This is a genomic window from Nonlabens ponticola (assembly GCF_003966335.1).
Classification (GTDB): Bacteria; Bacteroidota; Bacteroidia; order Flavobacteriales; family Flavobacteriaceae; genus Nonlabens; species Nonlabens ponticola.
Genome location: NZ_CP034549.1, coordinates 2,054,099 through 2,075,391, shown reverse-complemented (window position 1 = coordinate 2,075,391; position 21,293 = coordinate 2,054,099). Strand labels below are relative to the sequence as shown.

Genomic DNA, 21,293 nt, shown 5'->3' with positions numbered 1-21,293 from the left:
GTATTTAAACGATATGAAAACGCTTTTAAACGATGTTTTAAGATTTTTATTTATAATTATTATGCTTTCGCGAAAGCGTAATCACAACTTTCACTTGAACAATCATGAGTTACCTTTACCATTAAAACGACATTCTTGAAACGTAACAAAGTCACCCTGAACGTACTAGCAAAAGAAGTAGGACTGTCTATATCAACTATCTCAAAATCGCTCAAGGATAGCGATGAGATTAGTGAAGAGACTAAACTGCTCGTAATAGAAGCAGCCAAAAGGTTGGGTTACAAAGGTACCGTTGTCAATCCTAAGACGAACAAAATCGTCGCCGTAGTCATTCCTGACGTGATTAATGACTTTTTTGCACAAGTCCTAACAGGTATAGAAGAAGTAGCTACTCAACATAATTATAAAGTCATCACTTGTCTTACCAATGAGTCGCTGGATAAGGAGGTAGCATATCTTGATGTACTGGATGATAACAGTATTGATGGAATAATCATCGCAGCAGCCAAAGAAACTCAAACAAGTAATCAAATTACTCATTTACAACGAGTGGTCGATAAAAACATACCTATGGTGATGTTTGACCGCAGTATCGATGACGTAGAATGTGATAAGATTGTGGTTGATGACGTTCTATCCGCAGCTCGTGCGGTAGAGTTCCTAGTAGATCGTGGTGATAAGCACATTTGTATGGCCAGCTCCATAAGTCAGATCAATGTAGGGCAGTTGCGAGAACAAGGCGTGCGCAAGGCGATGGAATCCCATGAGGATGTCATCCTCAATGTAATAACTTCTACCGAAGAGGCTCAATTTGAGAAACGCATGGAAGATGCGTTGCGCTATGATGGTATTGACGCTGTGATAGCGCTTGATCAAGCAGCAGCAATCATTGCATTAAATAAAGCTAATGAACTCAATATTGCCATACCTCAGGATCTACAGATCATAGGATATTCTAATGGTATTTTATCACGATATTCTTATCCTAAAATGACGGTAATTGATCAGCACGCTCGTGAATTGGGAAATAAGGCATTTATAAGAATGCGCAATCTCATTGATAATGAAGATGATATCAAAGTGACACGCATTCATACGCTCAAGACTTCTTTACTAGAGAGAGGAACTACCAGAAAATAAAAAACCTCTATCAAATTGATAGAGGTTTTAAGTAGCGTGAGGCGGGCACGATCCGCCGACCTCAGCATTATGAGTGCTGCGCTCTAACCAGCTGAGCTACCACGCCAGAGGCTTAAACACACAAGCATTTAAGCGGGTGCAAATATAACTTTAATTTGATATGGTGACCAAATGCCTTGCACTTAAATTTTCATGATTATTACTTTCAACTCTTAAGTGTAATACAGTATATTGCCGTCAAAGTAAATTTAAATGCAAGATCCAATAAAGTTTGAAATGGAGTTTGTGGTCCAAGTATCGCCATCTCTATTGTATCAATATATAGCCACACCATCTGGAATGTCTGAGTGGTTTGCTGACAATGTTAATAGCCGCGGTGAGTACTTCCGTTTTATATGGGATGGGCAAGAAGAAAAAGCCAAAATTATCAAACGTGTAGGCGAGGAACGTGCAAGATTCCAATGGGATTATGACGAGGATACCAAAAAGTTTTTTGAATTGCGCATTGAGGTAGATGATATCACCAAAGATGTTTCCTTGATGATCACTGACTTTGGTGATGATGAGGATGAAGTTGAGGAGCAAAAAATGTTCTGGGAAAACCAGATAAGTGGACTAAAAAAGATTCTAGGATCTAGATAAACACTTACATAAGCTGTAATTTTAAGCCCTGTAATTCAGGGCTTTTTTTATGATCTTATTGAACGGCAACTTAGTAGCACAAAACGATGCGACAATCTCATACAACAATCGTGGTACCTACTACGGTGATGGATTGTTTGAAACAATACGCTGTTTTAAAACGGCTCCTATATTTCTTGAGTCGCATTACTTTAGGCTCATGTCATCAATGCGCATGCTGCGTATGGAAATACCTGATAATTTCACGCTTGAGTTTTTTAAAGAGCAAATAGATTTATTACACAACCAGCAATCATCGTCATTAGATCACAGCAGGATACGCATTACCGTATGGCGCAAACAAGGCGGATATTATACGCCTACTGATAATAATGTGCAATGGAGTATGGAATTATCTACTCTTGATCAAGTTTTTACTGATTCCACGAATTATGAGGTTGAACTCTTCAAAGATTTCTATGTACAGGCCAGCTTATTAACTAATCTTAAGACGACTACCAAAACCGTCAACATACTCGCTGGTATTTTTGCAGAAGAGAATGACTACCAGGATATGTTATTACTTAATGATAACAAGATGGTGGCAGAATGTATATCAGGAAATCTATTCCTGCGACAAGGAAACATCATTAAAACACCACCGTTATCAGACGGTTGTCTCAACGGCATCATGAGAGAGCAAGTACTTACTCAAATAAAGCGCATGATGAGCTATGAATTTAAGGAGGAAAGTATCACACCGTTTGAGTTACAACGAGCTGATGAGCTATTCTTTACTAATTCTATTCAAGGAATAAAAAGTATTACTAAGTATAGAAAGAAAAGCTATACTCAAGAAGCCGCACAAGAATTGCGCGAGTATTTCAACGAGAAACTATTGTGTTAATTGTAGGCAGGATTTTCTGGAGCGTTTGACCAGATTTCATAGCCATCGCCTAGATCACGCATCTTAACTTTCCAGATGTCGTGCATCTTGTCTGACAAGATGTTCTCATGGTCCTCATTGTCAATCACAACCCATGATTTGAGTTTAAGTTCTTGTTCTAATTGCAAGCTTGCCCAACCAGTGTAACCTAAGAAGAACTTTATGTCATTGTGATCAAGCTTATTGTCATTGATAAGCTGTGAAACTGTTTTAAAATCACCACCCCAAAATATGCCATCCTGTATATGATGGGAGCCTGGAATAAGATCTGGAACCGTATGCAAGAAGTAAAGGTTGTCTGTACTTACCGGGCCGCCGTTGTAGACTTCAAAATCACAATCAACCTCAGGTAATAATTCACTTAATGTGTAATCAAGCGGCTTGTTGACAATGAAACCAACGATGCCTTCCTGATTAAACTCCGTTAGTAAGACCACAGATCTCGAGAAAGATTCATCGCCTATGATGCTAGGTTCAGCAACCAGTAGTTTACCTTTTTGTGGTTTGATCGTTTCCATGCTTATTAGCCTTGTTTAAACATACACTATTTTTCAACATTAACAAAACTTTTAATTTTGTCACTTAGGTATAAAAAAACCCGCTTTAAAAAGCGGGTTTAAATCTTTAAGCTAGTGAGACTAGTTTACAGCTTTCTGTAAATCGCTACCTGCTTTGAATTTTACTACTTTCTTAGCAGCGATCTTGATCGTCTTACCAGTTTGTGGGTTTCTACCTTCACGAGCTGCTCTTTTAGAAACTGAAAAAGAACCAAATCCTACTAGAGATACACGGTCACCTTTTTTAAGGCTCTTTTCAACGTTTCCTAGAAATGACTCTAGTGCTTTTTTTGCTGCTGCTTTTGAAACGCCAGCATCTTCTGCCATTGCTTCAATTAAATCTGTTTTGTTCATAACGGAGTTTAAATTAATGTTGGTTAAACTAAAATGTGAAACAAATTTATCCGAATTATGCTACCACACAAGGATTACAGCAATAAAACCGATAAAATGTTCATAAACACGAACAATTGTTAATAACTCATTGGCGTTCGTATCATTTTATCGCTATGCCTTGCCAAATCTAGCATCCGGCGCGAATGAATAGCCGTTAAGAAGATCAGCGATCTTCATTCGTTTCTTATTGGGCAATTGTATCTCGATGATCTCGACCCAATTATCTTCACAAGCAACTATCATCCTCTTATCGTCAATGACGATGCTGCCAGCCGTCATGTGGTGATCTTTTTCAATAATCCTCGTTTCAAAAATTTTCACTGTCATCTGCTCTCCATCTTGTATTAAACTAGCCTTTGCGACAGGATAGGGATTCAAGCCACGTACCAAGGCATCAACCTCTCTAGCTGATTTTTCAAAATCTATGGTTGTGTTTTTGGCATTTAGTTTGGGTGCTTCCTTAAGATCTTGTGCATTCTTTTGAATGGTAGTGCTTACATCGCCTTTGGCAATGGCATTTACCGTTTTGAGAGTGAGTTGAGCTCCCAATTGCATTAGCGTACTATATAAAGAACCAACATTCTCGTCTTTCTCTATAGAAATGCTCTCTTGATCTATAATGGCTCCAGTATCTATTTTTTCATCAATAAAAAAGGTTGTAACACCAGTAACCTTCTCTTGATTGATGATTGCCCAGTTAATAGGTGCTGCTCCACGATATTGAGGCAATAGGCTGGCGTGCAAATTAAAAGTTCCTCGTGACGGCATACTCCACACAGCTTTAGGCAACATTCTAAAGGCAACGACAACTTGCAAATCTGCCTCAAGGCTTTGTAAGTCGTCCAGAAATTCTTGAGCTTTAAGATTAGTAGGCTGCAGCACGTTCAAATTATTTTGCACGGCATACTGTTTTACATGACTTTCCTGAATCTTGCGACCACGTCCAGCAGGCTTATCTGGTGCGGTAACTACACCTACTATCTCATGCGGTGACTTATGTAGCGTTTCTAGAACACCAGTGGCAAACTCTGGCGTACCGTAGAAGACAATTTTCAATTTCTTATCCATTCAATTTGTATTTATTATGAGAGGTGATGGTAATTTTTTGCTGTTCCATTAGGCTTTTCACAGCTGTAAGAACTTCTTCTAGATTGACATGTAATGCGTTAACTAATTCCTGTGCGCTTAGGCATTTTCCAGACAACATATTTAGAATTTGCAGAGAGATATTTTTAGGACTTTGAGACTTGGTTTGTTTTAGGCAATTTGAACAAGTACCGCATGGAGTGCTATGCTTTTCATCAAAATATTCTAGTATGATTTGTTGCAAGCATTTCTTGTTTTCTTGCAATAACGCCATCATTGCTTGCAACTGTTGCGTTTTGACTTGGTTTTGTTGCTTTATGAGCGGTGCATATTTACTAACTGCGTGATCATCATCTCTTGGGAGAAGTAGGGTTACTTGCATATCACTTTGCCCCAGTTGTAAATCAATAAGTTCCTTAGCCTCTAGTGCTTGTAGCAACGCTACAACTTCATCTTCGGTCACATTACTGCGTGTTGCAATCATACCGATATTCAATCTGTTTTCTTGTTGTGTACTGCCACCGTGTGTGCGCAATAGAGACTGGATGATGGCACTAGTTTTAGGATCATTACTTGTTAAGGTATTGATAGTTGTTACGCTTTCGCGAAAGCGTAATACCGTACCACGACCACCTTGTTGATTAAACTCAATGATACCTAATCGATTCAATGTAAGTAGGGCTTGATAACAAACGGTAGGATCATGTTTATAGCGACGGCAGTAGATGGCAAAGGATAGGTCATGAACTGTGTCTGCGCCTTCATGCATGGCAACTTGCAAATAATTATGCAGGGTTTTGTACACTTCTTTCAGGATTGCAACCGTAGGTAAAGCCTTTATAAACTGATTGTGTGCGTGCTTTAAATCATTGATGTTATAAATAAATTGAGCGACGCTGGATTTGCCATCTCGACCGCAACGACCTGTTTCTTGATAGTAACTCTCGATGCTTTCGGGTAATTGTAAATGCACCACGCTGCGCACGTCAGGTTTATCGATTCCCATACCAAAGGCGTTTGTCGCCACCATCACTTGCGTTCGATTTTTCATCCATCGCTGGGCCGCCGTGTTTCTGGTCTTGTGATCTAGCCCGCCATGATATTGGCTGGCAGCTATCTCATGATTATTAAGTAAGTGCGAGAATTCAAGAGTATTTTTTCTGCTACGCACATAGGTAATTGAGCTACCGCTATGTGATTTATAAAACGATAGCAACGCCATGCGCTTATCGGGTGTGTCAAGCTTGCGATAGGAAATGTTATCTCTCTTGAAACTGGAAACAAAAACCTGTGCATCATCAATTTTCAAGTTTTTGACAATGTCTTGCCTTACTTGTTGTGTTGCCGTAGCAGTAACGGCAATCATGGGTATATCGCCCAAGAGATCTTTGAGAGTCGCTATATCGCGATATGCTGGTCTAAAATCGTGACCCCATTGACTGATACAGTGCGCCTCATCAATAGCAATCAAATTAATGTTCATACGCTTTAATCGCGTTTGTACTAGCGATTGCTTGAGCCGCTCTGGGCTCATATATAGGAATTTATAATTGCCATAAATGCAATTATCTAGCATTTCATCGAGATCTCGATACGATATACCACCAGTCAGGGCTATCGCCTTGATACCTCGTTGCTTTAATTGGTTCACCTGATCCTGCATTAATGCAATCAATGGAGAGATGACTACACAAATTCCGTCACGAACCAATCCTGGTATTTGATAGCACAATGATTTGCCGCCACCAGTAGGTAATAAGGCAAGTGTGTCCTTTCCTGATAGAATAGAGTTAATAATGTTTTCCTGATTGCTTCTAAAGCGATCATAACCATAAACCTGCTTTAATATGTCAATAGGTTTATGCTTCAAGATTTACATGGTCTAGTATGAAGTTAATTCGATTTTCTACTGTGGTTTGAGGTATGGTGATTAAATCATAACCCAATCCACGGTAAAAGTTTTTAAGCGCCTTATCAATCGCACTGGCCTGGCTAAAACTCTCATAGCGCTCGCTATCCTGAGCATAGATTTCTTCCCATGGTGCTAGGTGAAATACCTGGTCGTATTTATAATTTTTGGATGCTTCAAGATAATTCTCGGGAATGTGATCGCCGGTAAATTTATGATAGGCAGGTACATCGGGAATTCCACGATCATAGAAATTAATTCCAGGCACAGCATCCACAAATTGTTGGATCCTACCAGCGAGCAATTGATTGCTAAAAGCCATCGGGTCTGTCAAGAACAGTTGCTCTATTCCTTGTTGCTGTGCTCGCGCGGTAACTTCACGAGAAATCTCATGATGCACTTTGAAGCCTCGATTTTCTAAATCATTGATCAAGGTGGATTTACCAGTTCCTGGGCCACCTATAAGAAGTATGCGTTGCATTTTTTTCACAATTACAAATTAACTAAATAGGAGTGATGCAACCCGATCTAGCCATGATTATATTTGCACATCTTTATTATTTATGAACGATCCATCATCAGACGAGTTTTACATCAAGCTTAAAGCACAACTAGCCGATACTAGTTTGTGGCCCAATAAATACCTGTACAAGTTTATCGTACCATCTGACGATAACAAGATCCAACAGATTGAGGATATATTTGATAACATGGGAGCTGTCATTACCACAAAACAGTCGAGTAAAGGAAAATACACCAGTGTTTCCATCGTCGTGCAGATGAAAAATCCTGACGCCGTTATTGCTAAGTATAAGGAAGTAAGTGTTGTAAAAGGCGTTATTTCACTGTAACAGTAGCTATTTAGATATAATTTTGGCTTTATTATTTGCTTTTTGAGTATTTTGCAGCACTTCACAATTAAGAATACCAATACATTTTGATATCATCCCTAGAATATAATACTGAGCGCAATCAGCTCAATATACCTGAATATGGTCGTCACATCCAGAAATTAGTTGAGCACTGCAAGTCTCTAGAGGACCCAGCAGAGCGTAACCGCATGGCTAATGCCATCGTCGGCGTGATGGGAAATTTAAATCCGCATTTGAGAGATGTAGCAGATTTTCAACACAAGCTTTGGGATCAATTATTCATCATCGCAGATTTTGACCTTGATGTTGATTCACCGTTTCCTAAACCTACTAGAGAAGAATTGCAGGCACAACCGCCTAGAATGCCTTATCCACAAAAGAAACCACGTTACCGTTTTTATGGTAACAATATCCAGAGCATGATTAATGTGGCCTTGTCATGGGAAAAAGGTGAGAAGCGCGAGGCACTTACCTTTATCATCGCCAACCACATGAAAAAGTCCTTCCTTAATTGGAATAAGGACAGCGTGGATGATGCAGTAATCTTTAAGCATCTTTTTGAACTAAGTAATGGTGAGATTAATCTCGCTGCCAAAGACGAGGATTTACTAGAATCAAAATCCTTGATTTATCGTAATACCAACACGCACCGCAGTCGTAATAACAATAATAATAACAACCGCGGCAGGTCAAAAAAAGGCAGTAACCGCAACAACAACAATCGCCGCAGACGTAATTAACTAGCGACGTGTATTGACAAAAAAAGCAGCTCCTTGAGCTGCTTTTTTGTTTGCTATAAAAGATATGCTTAAGATTTAGCCTTACTGGCTACTGTTGCAAACTGCGTATAAAATAGATCGCCACCAGTACCCAATAAAGGTATGTTGAGAAGGTATGGCATTAGTGAACTAGTCTTGTTAATGCCTTTATGCAGCTGTATCTCATATCCCAACTCTTTGTACATACGTTTTATACTAAGCGATGTGAAGAAACGCAGGTGCGTAAAATCCATGATGCCAGCTTTGGTATATTTCCAATCTTTTCCAAAAATGTACTGTCTCATCACTTTATGGTATCGCGCATTAGGAATAGAGCTGATGATAACTCCTTCCACGTTCAACTTTGACTTCAATCCATCCAACACCTGATTGGGATTAGCGAGATGTTCAAGTACATCGTTCAAGTATATCGCATCAAAATAATCATCAGGTAAATACTCGAGGTTCTCTTCAATACCGCCGATATAAGCTTTGTCCAGTACTTTTTGAGCTTCTAGAGCCTCTGCCTCATAAAACTCAATTCCCCAAACTTCCAGCTTATATCTTTCCTTAAGTTGGTATGCCATGGCGCCAGCACCGCAACCTACATCCAATACACGACGTGCGGTTTTTGGCAATAAGGCTTGCATTTCTGGTCTTAAGTTGCTGTAGTATTTGTGAGACTTCGTTTTGTATTCCATGTGGATTGAAAGTGAATCCCACAAAGATTACTCAAATATTGTTAGTGTGAAAGTCGCAGATATTCACGTTTAAAATATGTCATGATATTTTATTTATTACGCTTTCGCGAAAGCGTAACTACCAACCAACTACAATCTATTTTTAATAACATCATCCACAACCTCTGGATTGAGCAACGTTGATATATCGCCTAATTGATCTAGCTCATTCGCTGCAATCTTGCGTAAAATGCGTCTCATGATTTTGCCTGATCTAGTTTTAGGGAGACCAGGAACGAACTGTATTTTTTCCATCTTGGCGATAGGACCTATACGTTCAGTAATAACTTGATTGATTTCTTTTTTGAGGTTTTCTTGATTGCGATCACTACCTGTTTCTTTGAGTATAATAAATCCATAAAGGGAATTCCCCTTGATGTCGTGCGGGAAACCAACGATCGCACTCTCTGCAACAGCTGGATGCTCATTGATGGCATCTTCAATAGGCGCGGTTCCTAGATTATGCCCTGAAACAATAATCACATCATCCACACGACCCGTGATACGATAGTAACCAGTGCTATCACGGTTAGCGCCATCACCCGTGAAGTAATAATTGTTGTAAGCAGAGAAATAAGTGTCTTTAAACCGCTCATGATCACCGTAAATAGTTCTAGCCATTCCAGGCCATGGAAATTTAATGGTCATCCTACCGCTCACTTGATTTCCTTTAATTTCCTGACCGTTTTCATCCATCAACGCAGGTTGTATACCTGGCAGCGGCAAGGTCGCAAAAGTTGGAATTGTGGGCGTCGCATAAGGAATAGGGCTTATCATGATGCCACCGGTTTCTGTTTGAAACCAGGTATCAGCTATTGGGCTGTTTTTCTTGCCTATGTTCTCGTTATACCAATGCCAGGCTTCTTCATTGATTGGTTCACCAACGGTGGCCAGAACCTTGAGCGAGCTCAAATCATGCGACTCGACGTGTGACAAACTTTCTTTTGCCAATGCTCTAATAGCAGTCGGCGCTGTATAAAATTGATTAACGTGATGCTTATCAATTATTTTCCAGAATCTACCCCAATCAGGATGGTTGGGCACGCCTTCATACATAACGGTCGTCGCGCCGTTAGCCAACGGCCCATAAACAATGTAACTGTGACCGGTGATCCAACCTATATCTGCACTGCACCAATAGACATCACCTTCTTCATATTGAAAGACATTCTTAAATGTATAGGCGCTATAAACCATATAGCCAGCCGTGGTATGTAGCATGCCTTTAGGTTTGCCAGTAGATCCAGACGTATAAAGAATAAAGAGTGGATCTTCTGCATCCATGATTTCTATAGGACAATCATCTTGAGTTTCCTTTTCTAATAAATCGTGCAACCAGTAATCACGACCGGATTGCATTGCAGTCTCGCTTGCTATTCTTTTGACAACAATGACTGATTCAACACTTGGAGTGTTTTCTAGTGATCTATCTACGATTCCTTTTAAGTCAATCGTCTTTGCACCGCGATAGGAACCATCGCTGGTGATCACCATTTTACAAGTTGCATCATTGATTCTGGATTGTAACGCCTGACTAGAAAAACCAGCAAATACTACTGAATGAACAGCACCAATTCTCGCGCAGGCTAACAAAGAAATCGCCAATTCTGGAATCATGGGTAGATAAATACAAACGCGATCACCTTTTTCTATTCCTTGAGACTTGAGAACAAGAGCCATTTTACAAACTCGCTGGTGTAGCTCCTTATACGTTATATGCTTTGCATCTTCATCTGGATTGTTGGGCTCAAAAATGATAGCAGTCTTATCGCCGTGAGAATAGAGATGCCTGTCCAGACAGTTCTCAGTGATATTAAGCTGGGCTCCTTGAAACCATTTAATTGAAGGCTTTTCAAAATCCCACTCTAGGACACGATCCCATTTTTTTCTCCATAAGAAATTCTCTTGGGCAATTTCTGCCCAGAATTCTTCTGGTTGATGTACGGATTTACGGTACACTTGAAAATATTCCTCTAGACCCTTGATATGATAATTACTCATTGATGCTGTTTAATGTAGTAGCAAATTTATTACCCTACTTAACTGATAGGGTAAAAGTAAGCAGTGTTTCAAAGCCATTGCTTAAAATTGCCATTAAATTAAACAATAAAAGAATTATAGTCGCCTATAGGCAGCGTCCAGCCATTGATAACGTGTTTCTAGCCAGTCTTTTAAATAGTCGACTTCTTCTTGATAGGTATCAAAGACTTTGTAATTGGGCCAGACTTTTGTTCCTATGATATTCCATTGCTGATCATCGCGTATTTGCGCTTCTCTCAACTGATGTGCGTGGTTGTCGATCAATTCAAAAATTAGATTCCTGTTGTCATAAAATTCAAAGAACCTATTGCGCACACGACCTGCAAATTGTGGGTCTTTAAAAAGAGCCTTGAACCAATCAGCCTTTTTTACCCAGAAGCCTTCTGGATTCATATTACCATTGTAATCAATATTTCCCATGCTAATGTCAAAATCCCAAACTGGACCTAGTTTCAATTTGCCATTAGCTGCTTTACTCATAAAGACACTGGTATGAAATTTAGCGTCATTGTTTTTAGTAATTTCATTGATCAGGTACCAGTCGATGACTGATTCTACATCAAGATATTTTTCATAGGATCGCACGCCGCTGCTATCAGTAGTAAAATTATAGATTGATTCTTCTATCTCAGTTACCTGTTTTTTGATTTCAGCAAATCGATTATCTTTTTTTGATATTTCTGGATATTTAATGCAATAGGTTTCATGTGATGTGGAGAAACAACTATCATCTTCTTCTATGCGATTTTCTAATTCTACCTCGATGAGAAAACCATCTTCACTCAGGTCAACTCTGTTCTTACTTTCTTCAACTTTTTGAGCAAGCAGGTATAACCCTTGATATTGGTTATTAATAAACAGCTCTACGTGTTTACTCATAGGAGTGAAATCTAGTTGACTATAATGCCCTAAGGCAAATCCTATGGAATTGCGCAGCATTGTTTTATCAGAGTAATTAGCTAGCAGGACCCAGCGTTTGTCTGCTGGCATGCTTACCATGCGCTGCTTGTCGTAAAACTTTAATTGATATGGTCGTTTAGGAAACGAACTGGTAGAATTACCACGAGTTCTTATTTTAAGAGGCTCATCAATAATGATCAGCGCATCGTCCTTTTTTAGTCTTAGGGTGGCTGTCACATATTCTTGATCATCCAGTATCTCTAGACTATCTGTTGTTTGTATATGTATTTGTAGTAGCTCTATTGCTTGAAATTTGACCGGGATTTCTTGGCCAAAAGCAAATTGAGTTGCTAAAACTAAACAGAAACATAATAGCTGCTTAGATAAAGAATAAGGGTTTCTGTAAAATAGCATCGTTTACAAATGTGCATTTATTTACACATTTATAGCTTATACAGTAATAAAAAATTGCTTTTAGCCTAATACATCGTTAAGCAGCGCAGCCAGTCGTACTCCACCTTTTTGCAATTGATCCCTCAAGATATCCATGTAATCGTACATGTAACGGTAGCCTAGCTTATCGCCTTTATTTGTGTTTCTATAAATATCTTTTACAAGGTCGCGGCTGTCTTCCATCCACTCACGATGTGTGCCTGCGGCCATTGCTTTGCGCTCTTTTTTTGAGATGCGATCAGCATTGTCAGCAAGCTCAGTGTAAGACATGCCGTAGCTTTCAATCATACGCGTATCCCAAACGGAATGTAAATTAGTACCGTCATTATACCACTGTACTTGAAAATCATTACCGCCTTTATCCTCACTCAATCCTGTATGCATAGGCTGGTGTAAATCACCTACAAGATGAACCAATAATCGCAGGTGAAACGCTTTGATCTCCTTGCTGGCATCGTCTGATTTTAATATCTCAATGCATTTGTCAATACCAGTAATTAAATCGCCACGATCACTTGGCTCGTGTTTATCATAAGTTGTCTCAAATGGTACGTTTACATAATGCCATGGACCGTAAGATCTATACTGTTTATCGCTCTTAATCTCGTCTGCATAAGTGGAAACTAATGCCAGTGACTCACCATCCAGTAATTCTGCGACCGCCTTGCGTGCTTTTTTGTTCAAGTATTTTTGGGCAATGGCACCTGTGGCTCTGTGGCCCGTTTTACCCCAATCATAGGCATGCGATAGGGTAGTGGAAAGTAAAAAAATGGATAGTAGTAATACGCGCATGGCTTGTTTTTGCGGCAAGATACAACGACAATGACCGTACCTAGTTTAAGTGTGTATTAATAATTACGCTTTCCTGCCTGCCGGCAGGCAGGCGCGAAAGCGTAATACTAAAAGATTAATAGCTACAATTTAATTTGATTGCTCGGTTTCCTTTTCCTTAACACGATTTTGTTCTTCTTTTCTGCGTTGTTCTTCTTGTTTTACTGCCTTGTCGTGTTCCAATCTGGCGTAATGATCTTTCTTGCGATTGTAGAGACTTTTGATACCATCTGCCTTACCATAAATGGTGACAATATCGTGAGGTAAGATCTTGAATTCGCCTGAAGGTGAGCCAAAATACTGATTGTCGCCTCGATCAACGCCCAGAATGGTAATTCCTTCTTCTCGCAAATTAAGTTCCATCAAGGTGCGGTGGCACATCCAGCCATCAGTATCGACAGTCGCTTTGCTGATCTTGTAGTCATCCTTGAGATGAAGTACCGCGGCAAAGTCATGGATCTCAATATCAGTGTACTTTTTGAGCAGTCGGTCAATAATTCTAGAAAGTCCACGATCTACCCATTTACTGCGTATCGCCCAAAACAAAAATGCCATACCAGTTACCACGATGAGTAATCCGTATAGCCTTGAGGCTAGCGTGTCGGGCAAGACAAATGTCAATATGAGCGAGGACATGGCGGTGACGATACCTGCATTACCTATCAACATCAAATTGTAGATGATCTTGCGACGCACTGGATGGTTCATGATATTCTCAGACTCTGCCGTGCTATATCCTGCACCTGTGTAGGCAGACCTTGCCTGAAACTTTGCAACCTCAGTCGACAAACCTGTGTGCGTGAGAGCTATGGCAGCGATTTTGGTAATCAATGCCGATAAAGAAACTATAAGAAATAAGGTTACTGCTGCGATCATTTCAAGTCAAATAGAAGTCTAAATTAGGTCAAATAATGTACGCCGTGTATCATGATTACCTTAAAGGTGTTTTAAAATAGGCTCTTATAAATGTTCAACAAAATCTTTAAAAACTTGCTTGTGTTTCTCAAGATCCAGGTCTGGTGATAGTGAGGCACGAACGATATAGTCCTTATCACCTTCTTTAGTAGTTCCTTGAGTGCTCGTTGCTGGTACCGTCCAGTAACAGCCTTTCAGTTGACCATAACTGACACAAAACTTACTTTCTGCTGGAATCTCGTCGATCATTTTATGTATCAATTTAAGATTGAGATCGCGTTTGTATTGCTCGCGCTCCTCTGCGGTGTCACCCTTAGTAGGTAAGTCCATTGAAAAAACCGATGGTGTAAATCCATGCGATGCTAGTTCTTCACTAACAAAATTGATTTTAGCCGCTGGAAGTGTTTCCTTGATGAATTCTACAAATTCTCGAGTGTTTTCATAAGCTGCAGCGATACGCTTATTCATTGACGGCAACTGTTCTGCCAGGATTTCATACTGTTGCGCAGTAGCCTCATTATCGCATAATTGCAGGTGCAACTCAAGTTTTTCCATCAAGTCTGCCACCTTATTATTCCCTACCGCATAACCTGCCGTGCATCTACCGCCGCTAGGAAACTTGGATCCACTAGCATAGGATATGGTTCTTACCTCAGATAAAATTTTGCCTTCACCCAAAAACTCATAGTTAGGACAAAATGTTTGATCTAGGATAAAAACTGGATCGATAGCAGTGGTGTTATTAGGTGTGTTACGCTTTCGCGAAAGCGCATCCCGTAAATCTTCCAGTACAGGAACTTCTACACGAGGATTGGTAGGAATCTCTGCAATGATGTAGGGAATAGCGTCCTGTTGGGCCAAATCGTCCAATACCCGATCCACGCTGCGTACCATGTCGTTATTACCATCAACTGGTAGATCCACGACCTCGACATTATCGAGACAGGCGGCGACGCGACGTGCTTGATCATTGGTACCACCGTAGCAATTGGGTGGCACGACAAACTTGATAGGCTTATTGGGATGATGCTCAATGGCGTGATCGATCAATCCCATCATAATAGCATACTGCACGCTCAAACCGCTGGAACCAACGATGGGCTGCAAGCTAGTGCCAGTAATATCTTTTACAGATTTGAGCACACTGCGTTTATCATTCTCAAAATCATGAGCCGTTAGATCCACAGAAGCATTAGCTACAAATGCATTTAAGGCGATGAGTGAATTGCTAGGCGTCATTGCTACCGTCTCGCGACGACGTACGTGCTGGACGTCGCTCACGTAGTTACTCACGCTGTTATCCATGAGCAAAACACTACCCAATGAACTATGTGTACTCACATAAAAATCAATACTTTCATGAAGTTCAAAATCTCCTATAGTAGCAGATTCAAACAGATAGATAACATTTCCATTAAAGGATTGAACCTCGTTGATATTGCTCACCTGTTGTAGTTCAAAGTTGTAACCATAGACCTTGCGTACCGTTTCAGCATCAAAATGTGCTGGTAACTGGTCCTTGTAAACAATAAGGGTCTTGCGATTATCAAGAAGATTTTTTCTCAAAACAGCCAATATGGGAACCGTTTGAGATTGAAAACTGATGACATTGTCTGCTGGCACCTTGTATTGTTGAGAAATTCCCCATTCTAGAACACAAGAAAGTGGATGACCCAATCGTATGTAATCATATGCTGTAGGCAACTTTGCTAGAGCTTGCGTGCTATGATTGTTTTCATTAAACAGCTGCTCATATTGTTCTAGAAACTGGACTTTGGCAAACTTCTCTTCATAGATATCCAGCCTGTGTGTGGTCAATCCTAGCCAGTCTTGAGGTTTGTTTTCCAGTGTTTTGGTAATAAAATCGGTAGCGCTGTGCTGTGTCATAAAATTCAAATTTCCTATTGCAAAGGTAGGAATTGAGCCATCGACGAGCGCGATCTCAATAAGAAGATAAGGTTAAAGATAGGCGAGTGGCTGTCAGGAAAATGATCCGATGTTATGAGTCACTAGCTGCTCTGCCGCGTGGTGCGTCCATTTTTTTCATGACTTCATCAGTATGCAGGAATCTGGCTGCTCTTGCAGATTCTTTTACCTTGACTGAGCTGCGCTGGATCATTTCTCTTTCGTACTGCATCAAAGCACTTTTTCTTATTCCTTTTTCTCGCCAGTTGGATTGAGGTCTGCAACCGTGATAGATATTTCGTGCTAGCGATAACGCATCCAGTAATGCCTGATTAGCGCCTTGACCCTTGAATGGACTCATGGGATGAGCAGCATCTCCTAATAATGTTGAATTTTCCGCTTTCGCGAAAGCGTAATCATTCAAAACATCACGATCATAAACTGGATAACCAGTGATTAAAGTCTCACTAGTTGCCTCAATAATTTGTGGAATAGGATCGTGCCAACTCTTAGTCCGTAGCAGTACATCTTTCTTAAGAGCTGTAGTGCCAGCCTTGCTCAACCTCGTGGCAGCTTCTTCATCAATCGGATAACTAAATTGCCACATGATCTGATCTTGCTTGTACGGCATCATGTACATGCGCTCGTGACCATTAGCCGTTTGAAAAACAGTAGCGTTATCCAGCAATTCATGATTTAGATCTTTAATATTCTCTAACGGACATATCCCTAACATAACGATACATTCTAAATACCTCAAGGATTCTATCGTATCGCCCAAGATAAGTTCACGTGTCTTGCTGCGTATGCCATCTGCACCGACAGCTAGATCTGCTTTGAAGCTTACAGCGGTATCATTGTGCTGAAAGGATAATTGAATCTGATTGTTTTCAATGGTTTGAAGATCTGTCAATTGGTGATCCCATTTGATTTGTTCTGGATTGTCAAGCATATCCATCAGACTTTGACGTAATGTCTGGCGCGCTATATGAATATTGGTGTTTTTATTGGCTGCTGGCTTATTGTTTTCAAGCCATTTTCGCAAACCCCATTCTCCTAGAATATTACCAGCAGTATCATGAACCACATGTCTCGTACTTACCACGCCATTTTCTAGCTGCTCGATACCGAAGCCCTGCATCGCCTTGTGTGCCTGTTGCAACGTCAATCCATAACCTTGCGATCGCTCGTCAAAACTGCCATCGCGCTCAAATAAGGTAAATGGGATACCACGATGCTGGCAAGCAACAGCCAGTGCCGTACCACCAATTCCTGCACCGACAATAGCCACCTGCGGTAAATCGTTATTGATTGGAGTAGGTTCACCTGATTTTACCAGCCCAGAACCTTGACAATTTTTGCAAGTTGATAAAATAGCTCGTGGTTTTATAGGCGCATAGCCTAGCTGATTTGATTGCAGGTAGGTTTCTAGTTTTCGCTGGTAATCGAGTTTTGCTTTTTTCTTAATACGACCACGTGTTGAGCCGCGGCCCTTGCAGCTTGGGCAAACAGTCCAATACATTCTAGCAATTTTGTCGCTCACTTATTCTGTTCTAGTGATCAGTTGAGGATGTTTTTTTAAAGAACAGAAACTTAAGTAATTTATACAATGACAAAGCCACAAAGCCAACCACTAAACCGGTAAGCGCCTCGGCAACTATGGAAGGCAAGCCGTGCAGTAAGTCATGAATAAAATGTAATTCATGAACAAAAATGCCACCAGCAACTAGGAGCAACGCAATCGTACCAATCACAGAAAGACTCTTCACAATCCATGGCAGCGCCGCCACTAGAAATTTACCGATACCGTTTATGATGCCGGTATCACCACTATTGCGTATTAAACGCGCACCTAGATCATCCATGCGTACTATGGCTGCAACGATACCATACACGCCAATTGTCGCAACTATCGCTACCACCGTAACGACCAGAATTTGATTAAGAATAGGTTCTGTCACGACGGCGCTTAATGCGATAATGACAATCTCAACCGAAAGAATAAAGTCTGTAACAATAGCGCTTTTAATTTTTTCCTTTTCATGAGCAACAATCTCATCTTCTGTCAATTCTCTAGATGGGATGTCAATCTCTGGAGCAGCATGCGGAAAAATCCACTCGTAGATCTTCTCGGCACCTTCAAAGGCTAGATAAACGCCACCCAACAATAAAATAATCGTGACCGCAACTGGTAAGAACGCACTGAGCAAAAATGCGATAGGTAAGATGATGAGCTTGTTTAAAGCAGAACCTTTGGTAATTGCCCACAAAACAGGTATTTCTCGCGAAGAAACAAATCCAGATGCCTTCTCTGCATTTACAGCAAGATCGTCACCTAGAATTCCTGCAGTTTTTTTGGTTGCGACTTTACTCATAGCCGCAACATCGTCCATAAGTACTGCGATGTCGTCTAATAGTGCGAAGAATCCTGAGGCCATGTAAGGAAATTGATTGAACTACAAAAATATCAAATTTTTAATCGGGATTAGATTTGCATTTTGATACAGGCACCGTGAGTTCACTATTTTACTTACCAACCAAACGCTTCATTAATCTCATGGTACATCACTTTTCCATCAATGATGTTCAAACCCTTGTGTAAACTAGGGTCATTCCCACAAGCTGTTTCCCAACCTTGATTTGCCAATCGCAGTACATACGGTAAGGTCACATTTGTTAATGCCACGGTCGATGTATATGGTACGGCTCCAGGCATATTGGCAACCGAATAATGCACCACATCGTCAATGATGTATATAGGATCTTCATGCGTGGTAGGTCTGGTGGTTTCTACACAACCACCTTGATCCACGGCAACATCAACGATAACCGTACCTGGTCGCATTTCCTTGAGCATATCACGAGTGATTAGATTGGGCGCTTTGGCACCTTTGAGGAGCACACCACCTATGATAAGGTCATGCGTTTTAATGTGCTTCCTGATATTAAATTCATTAGAGAACTCGGTCACCACATGCGGTGGCATGACATCATTGACATAACGCAGGCGCTTCATGTTGACATCCATGATGGTCACATGCGCGCCTAGTCCTGCCGCCATTTTGGCTGCTTGAATACCGACAACGCCAGCACCCAAAACCAGCACTTTTCCCGGTGCGACACCTGGAACGCCGCCCAAAAGAACGCCACGACCTTTTACAGGTTTTTCTAGATACTTGGCACCTTGCTGTATGGCAAGTCTTCCTGCTACTTCAGACATGGGCGTGAGCAGCACCAGTGACCCTTCATCGTCTTCTACCGTTTCATAGGCAATGCAAACGGCTTTGGACTTGATCATAGCCTCTGTCAACGATTTACTGGAAGCAAAATGGAAGTAGGTAAACAGTACCTGTCCCGCGCGAACCAACTTATATTCATGCGCAATAGGTTCCTTGACCTTGACTATCATCTCACTAATGGCATAGACTTCCTCAATCGTATCCAGGATAGTAGCGCCAGCCTTTAAGTAATGATCATCAGTAAAACCGCTGCCTATACCGGCTTGCGTCTGCACATAGACCGTGTGATTGTTTTTAACCAGTTCATAAACGCCGGCAGGCGTCAAACTGACTCTACTTTCATTATTTTTAATTTCTTTGGGAATGCCTACGATCATGGTGCGCGTTTTTAGTTTACTTCAGCAATTTCGAATTATTTTGACGCTAGGTGTAAAAACGATGGGGTTTGTTTTTCACAAAATACATATTTAGTGTTTACAACCCTGTTTTTTATGGGGTATGTTACATTATTTTTAATTTAATCACAAATTTCACTACTGGTTGTAATGTAAAATCAGTCGCTATGAATTGAGTTGAAAAGGACTCCTCTCGATTTCAATTTGATCTTCAACGCCTAATTCTTTGATGGCTATAATCCAACGTTTACCATCTACGGTACACTTTGGACTGACAAGGTTAGGGATGATGTCGATTTTTAAGTGTTTTTTATTCACTTCTTAAATAATGATATCTCAATCCCAAATTTTAATACAAAGCGACTGATTGTTAAAGCTGCTTTAGGAAGCATTGCGATCTCTGCAAAGGTCACTTTCTCGATATAGTCTTGTAATTCACCAAGCCAGTAAGCACCTGTCAACGCTAGAACAATTTTTCCTAGGTCCTAGATAAAGTATTTGGGATACCGCTTTCGCGAAAGAGTGCTAAATGGCAGATTTCTAAAGAATTTGATAGGATATCGATTGGAAGTTCAACTATCGATAGGTAGTTGCTTTACATAAATAATCTATTTCAAAACTTTGAAAAAGCAGAATAGTAAATAAGATTGCGTCAAGCGTGACTTTTCAAGAACGTAATATCTTTTCCATTTTGCGGCCTCGAGCGAGTTCATCAATAAGTTTTTCTAACTGTCGGCATTGCTTATAAACAGCAAACTCTGCTGGGATTTCTTCTATGCGATAGCCGCAGACTACGCCTTTGATCATCTGGGCATTTTGGTGCATGGTTTCATTTTGGAAAAAGGTCTGGTAGGTTACCTTTTCTTCAATAAGCTGTTCCAGCGTTGCTTGATCATAACCAGTAAGCCACTTGATGACCTGGTCTAGTTCTTCTTTGGTACGACCCTTTTTTATCAATCTATCTAAGTAAAGCGGATAGATATTACCAAATATCATTTGGGCTACTTTTTCATTTTTGGCGGCTGTAACTTGCATGGTGGTGGATTTATTTCTCGTCTCTTAATCTGCGCAGGGCGTTGATTTCATGATCTAGGTCGGTGATTGCTTTTCGCTTGTTTTCAATTTGTAATTTATTGAAAAGCCTTTTTCTTTCCTCGTCGTTGATGTTTTTGCTGTAGAGGTTTGGATTATTTGATACCTTTCTAACGATTGGGTCTTCAAAGCTTCTGCTTATACCACATAAATTAGGTCGTAAAAACCCATCTTTCATTTGCCCGTACATGATCCATTGTCCATGTGCGTCCACGACCGGTGAACATGACTTCCAATTCTTGCCTAGGTAAGTATTTCCTATAGCATCACCGCTATCGAGAGATTCAGTTACTATTATTTTGAATGTAAGATTAGTATCATCGATCTCTATAACCTCACCTATAAATATGCATTCTGATTTTGCCAATTCTGATTGTTGCAAATCTGATAGTCTCACTATTCCGCAATTACAAGCAAAACTTTTTGCTGCGGTCAAAATGAAAATAAATACTAGATATTTTTTCATGGCTTTTTAAATCAACTAAAGAGACTTAAATA

Annotated in this window: 21 protein-coding genes and 1 tRNA gene; 5 read left to right on the top strand and 17 right to left on the bottom strand. The window is 40.4% G+C overall.

What is annotated here, in order from left to right; genetic code table 11:
* Positions 1 to 135 precede the first annotated feature (135 nt).
* The gene (locus tag EJ995_RS09430) at positions 136 to 1,140 is read left to right on the top strand and encodes a LacI family DNA-binding transcriptional regulator (protein WP_126447906.1); all 1,005 of its coding nucleotides are present in this window, start codon (positions 136 to 138) and stop codon (positions 1,138 to 1,140) included.
* Positions 1,141 to 1,172: 32 nt separating this feature from the next.
* Here EJ995_RS09430 and EJ995_RS09425 read toward each other — a convergent pair.
* A tRNA-Met gene (locus EJ995_RS09425) sits at positions 1,173 to 1,246 on the bottom strand.
* 146 nt (positions 1,247 to 1,392) lie between these two features.
* On the opposite strand from EJ995_RS09425, the gene EJ995_RS09420 reads away from it, so the two are divergent.
* A complete protein-coding gene (locus tag EJ995_RS09420; RefSeq protein ID WP_126447905.1) occupies positions 1,393 to 1,782 on the top strand; it encodes an START-like domain-containing protein in 390 nt (129 codons plus the stop codon).
* A 49-nt stretch (positions 1,783 to 1,831) separates the two neighbouring features.
* Entirely contained in the window at positions 1,832 to 2,668 is an 837-nt protein-coding gene (locus tag EJ995_RS09415) for an aminotransferase class IV (RefSeq protein WP_126447904.1), read from the top strand.
* Here the strand turns inward: EJ995_RS09415 and EJ995_RS09410 are convergent.
* From EJ995_RS09410 to EJ995_RS09390, 5 genes are all read right to left on the bottom strand, one after another.
* Positions 2,665 to 3,225 (bottom strand): YqgE/AlgH family protein, encoded by a 561-nt coding sequence (locus EJ995_RS09410; RefSeq protein ID WP_126447902.1) that lies wholly within the window; start codon positions 3,223 to 3,225, stop codon positions 2,665 to 2,667. The genes EJ995_RS09415 and EJ995_RS09410 overlap by 4 nt on opposite strands.
* A gap of 120 nt (positions 3,226 to 3,345) precedes the next feature.
* Complete coding sequence (locus tag EJ995_RS09405) at positions 3,346 to 3,618, bottom strand: HU family DNA-binding protein (protein WP_126447900.1); 273 nt, start codon at positions 3,616 to 3,618, stop codon at positions 3,346 to 3,348.
* Positions 3,619 to 3,771: 153 nt separating this feature from the next.
* A complete protein-coding gene (gene fmt / locus EJ995_RS09400) occupies positions 3,772 to 4,728 on the bottom strand; it encodes a methionyl-tRNA formyltransferase (protein ID WP_126447898.1) in 957 nt (318 codons plus the stop codon).
* Positions 4,721 to 6,616: a RecQ family ATP-dependent DNA helicase gene (locus EJ995_RS09395; protein ID WP_126447896.1), complete on the bottom strand. Its 1,896-nt coding sequence runs from the start codon at positions 6,614 to 6,616 to the stop codon at positions 4,721 to 4,723. The genes fmt and EJ995_RS09395 overlap by 8 nt, the downstream gene beginning before the upstream one ends.
* On the bottom strand, positions 6,606 to 7,136 hold the full coding sequence (locus EJ995_RS09390; RefSeq protein WP_126448913.1) for an AAA family ATPase: 531 nt from the start codon (positions 7,134 to 7,136) through the stop codon (positions 6,606 to 6,608). The genes EJ995_RS09395 and EJ995_RS09390 overlap by 11 nt, the downstream gene beginning before the upstream one ends.
* An 82-nt stretch (positions 7,137 to 7,218) precedes the next feature.
* Here EJ995_RS09390 and EJ995_RS09385 point away from each other — a divergent pair, with 82 nt between their 5' ends.
* Entirely contained in the window at positions 7,219 to 7,506 is a 288-nt protein-coding gene (locus EJ995_RS09385) for a DUF493 family protein (protein WP_126447894.1), read from the top strand.
* A gap of 86 nt (positions 7,507 to 7,592) precedes the next feature.
* The gene (locus tag EJ995_RS09380; protein WP_126447892.1) at positions 7,593 to 8,267 is read left to right on the top strand and encodes a DUF4290 domain-containing protein; all 675 of its coding nucleotides are present in this window, start codon (positions 7,593 to 7,595) and stop codon (positions 8,265 to 8,267) included.
* Between the two features lie 68 nt (positions 8,268 to 8,335).
* On the opposite strand, the gene EJ995_RS09375 is transcribed toward EJ995_RS09380, so the two are convergent.
* The 11 genes from EJ995_RS09375 to EJ995_RS09325 all read right to left on the bottom strand — a co-directional run bounded on the left by EJ995_RS09375 (position 8,336) and on the right by EJ995_RS09325 (position 21,261).
* A complete protein-coding gene (locus tag EJ995_RS09375; RefSeq protein ID WP_126447890.1) occupies positions 8,336 to 8,986 on the bottom strand; it encodes a class I SAM-dependent methyltransferase in 651 nt (216 codons plus the stop codon).
* Between the two features lie 129 nt (positions 8,987 to 9,115).
* Positions 9,116 to 11,026, bottom strand: coding sequence for an acetate--CoA ligase (gene acs, locus EJ995_RS09370; protein ID WP_126447888.1), 1,911 nt, complete (start codon positions 11,024 to 11,026; stop codon positions 9,116 to 9,118).
* Between the two features lie 114 nt (positions 11,027 to 11,140).
* Positions 11,141 to 12,379: a CotH kinase family protein gene (locus EJ995_RS09365; protein ID WP_126447886.1), complete on the bottom strand. Its 1,239-nt coding sequence runs from the start codon at positions 12,377 to 12,379 to the stop codon at positions 11,141 to 11,143.
* Positions 12,380 to 12,439: 60 nt separating this feature from the next.
* The gene (locus EJ995_RS09360; RefSeq protein WP_126447883.1) at positions 12,440 to 13,210 is read right to left on the bottom strand and encodes a S1/P1 nuclease; all 771 of its coding nucleotides are present in this window, start codon (positions 13,208 to 13,210) and stop codon (positions 12,440 to 12,442) included.
* A gap of 129 nt (positions 13,211 to 13,339) precedes the next feature.
* Positions 13,340 to 14,125 (bottom strand): TrkA C-terminal domain-containing protein, encoded by a 786-nt coding sequence (locus tag EJ995_RS09355; RefSeq protein WP_126447882.1) that lies wholly within the window; start codon positions 14,123 to 14,125, stop codon positions 13,340 to 13,342.
* Positions 14,126 to 14,209: 84 nt separating this feature from the next.
* Positions 14,210 to 16,051, bottom strand: a complete 1,842-nt coding sequence (locus tag EJ995_RS09350; protein ID WP_126447880.1) for a PLP-dependent aminotransferase family protein — start codon at positions 16,049 to 16,051, stop codon at positions 14,210 to 14,212.
* 112 nt (positions 16,052 to 16,163) lie between these two features.
* Positions 16,164 to 17,591 (bottom strand): FAD-dependent oxidoreductase, encoded by a 1,428-nt coding sequence (locus EJ995_RS09345; RefSeq protein WP_126447878.1) that lies wholly within the window; start codon positions 17,589 to 17,591, stop codon positions 16,164 to 16,166.
* A 31-nt stretch (positions 17,592 to 17,622) separates the two neighbouring features.
* Positions 17,623 to 18,507, bottom strand: coding sequence for a DUF808 domain-containing protein (locus EJ995_RS09340; RefSeq protein ID WP_126447876.1), 885 nt, complete (start codon positions 18,505 to 18,507; stop codon positions 17,623 to 17,625).
* 92 nt (positions 18,508 to 18,599) lie between these two features.
* A complete protein-coding gene (gene ald / locus EJ995_RS09335) occupies positions 18,600 to 19,685 on the bottom strand; it encodes an alanine dehydrogenase (protein WP_126447874.1) in 1,086 nt (361 codons plus the stop codon).
* A gap of 684 nt (positions 19,686 to 20,369) precedes the next feature.
* The gene (locus EJ995_RS09330; protein WP_126447872.1) at positions 20,370 to 20,738 is read right to left on the bottom strand and encodes a DUF2200 domain-containing protein; all 369 of its coding nucleotides are present in this window, start codon (positions 20,736 to 20,738) and stop codon (positions 20,370 to 20,372) included.
* 10 nt (positions 20,739 to 20,748) lie between these two features.
* On the bottom strand, positions 20,749 to 21,261 hold the full coding sequence (locus tag EJ995_RS09325) for a hypothetical protein (RefSeq protein WP_126447870.1): 513 nt from the start codon (positions 21,259 to 21,261) through the stop codon (positions 20,749 to 20,751).
* Between the last annotated feature and the right edge of the window lie 32 nt (positions 21,262 to 21,293).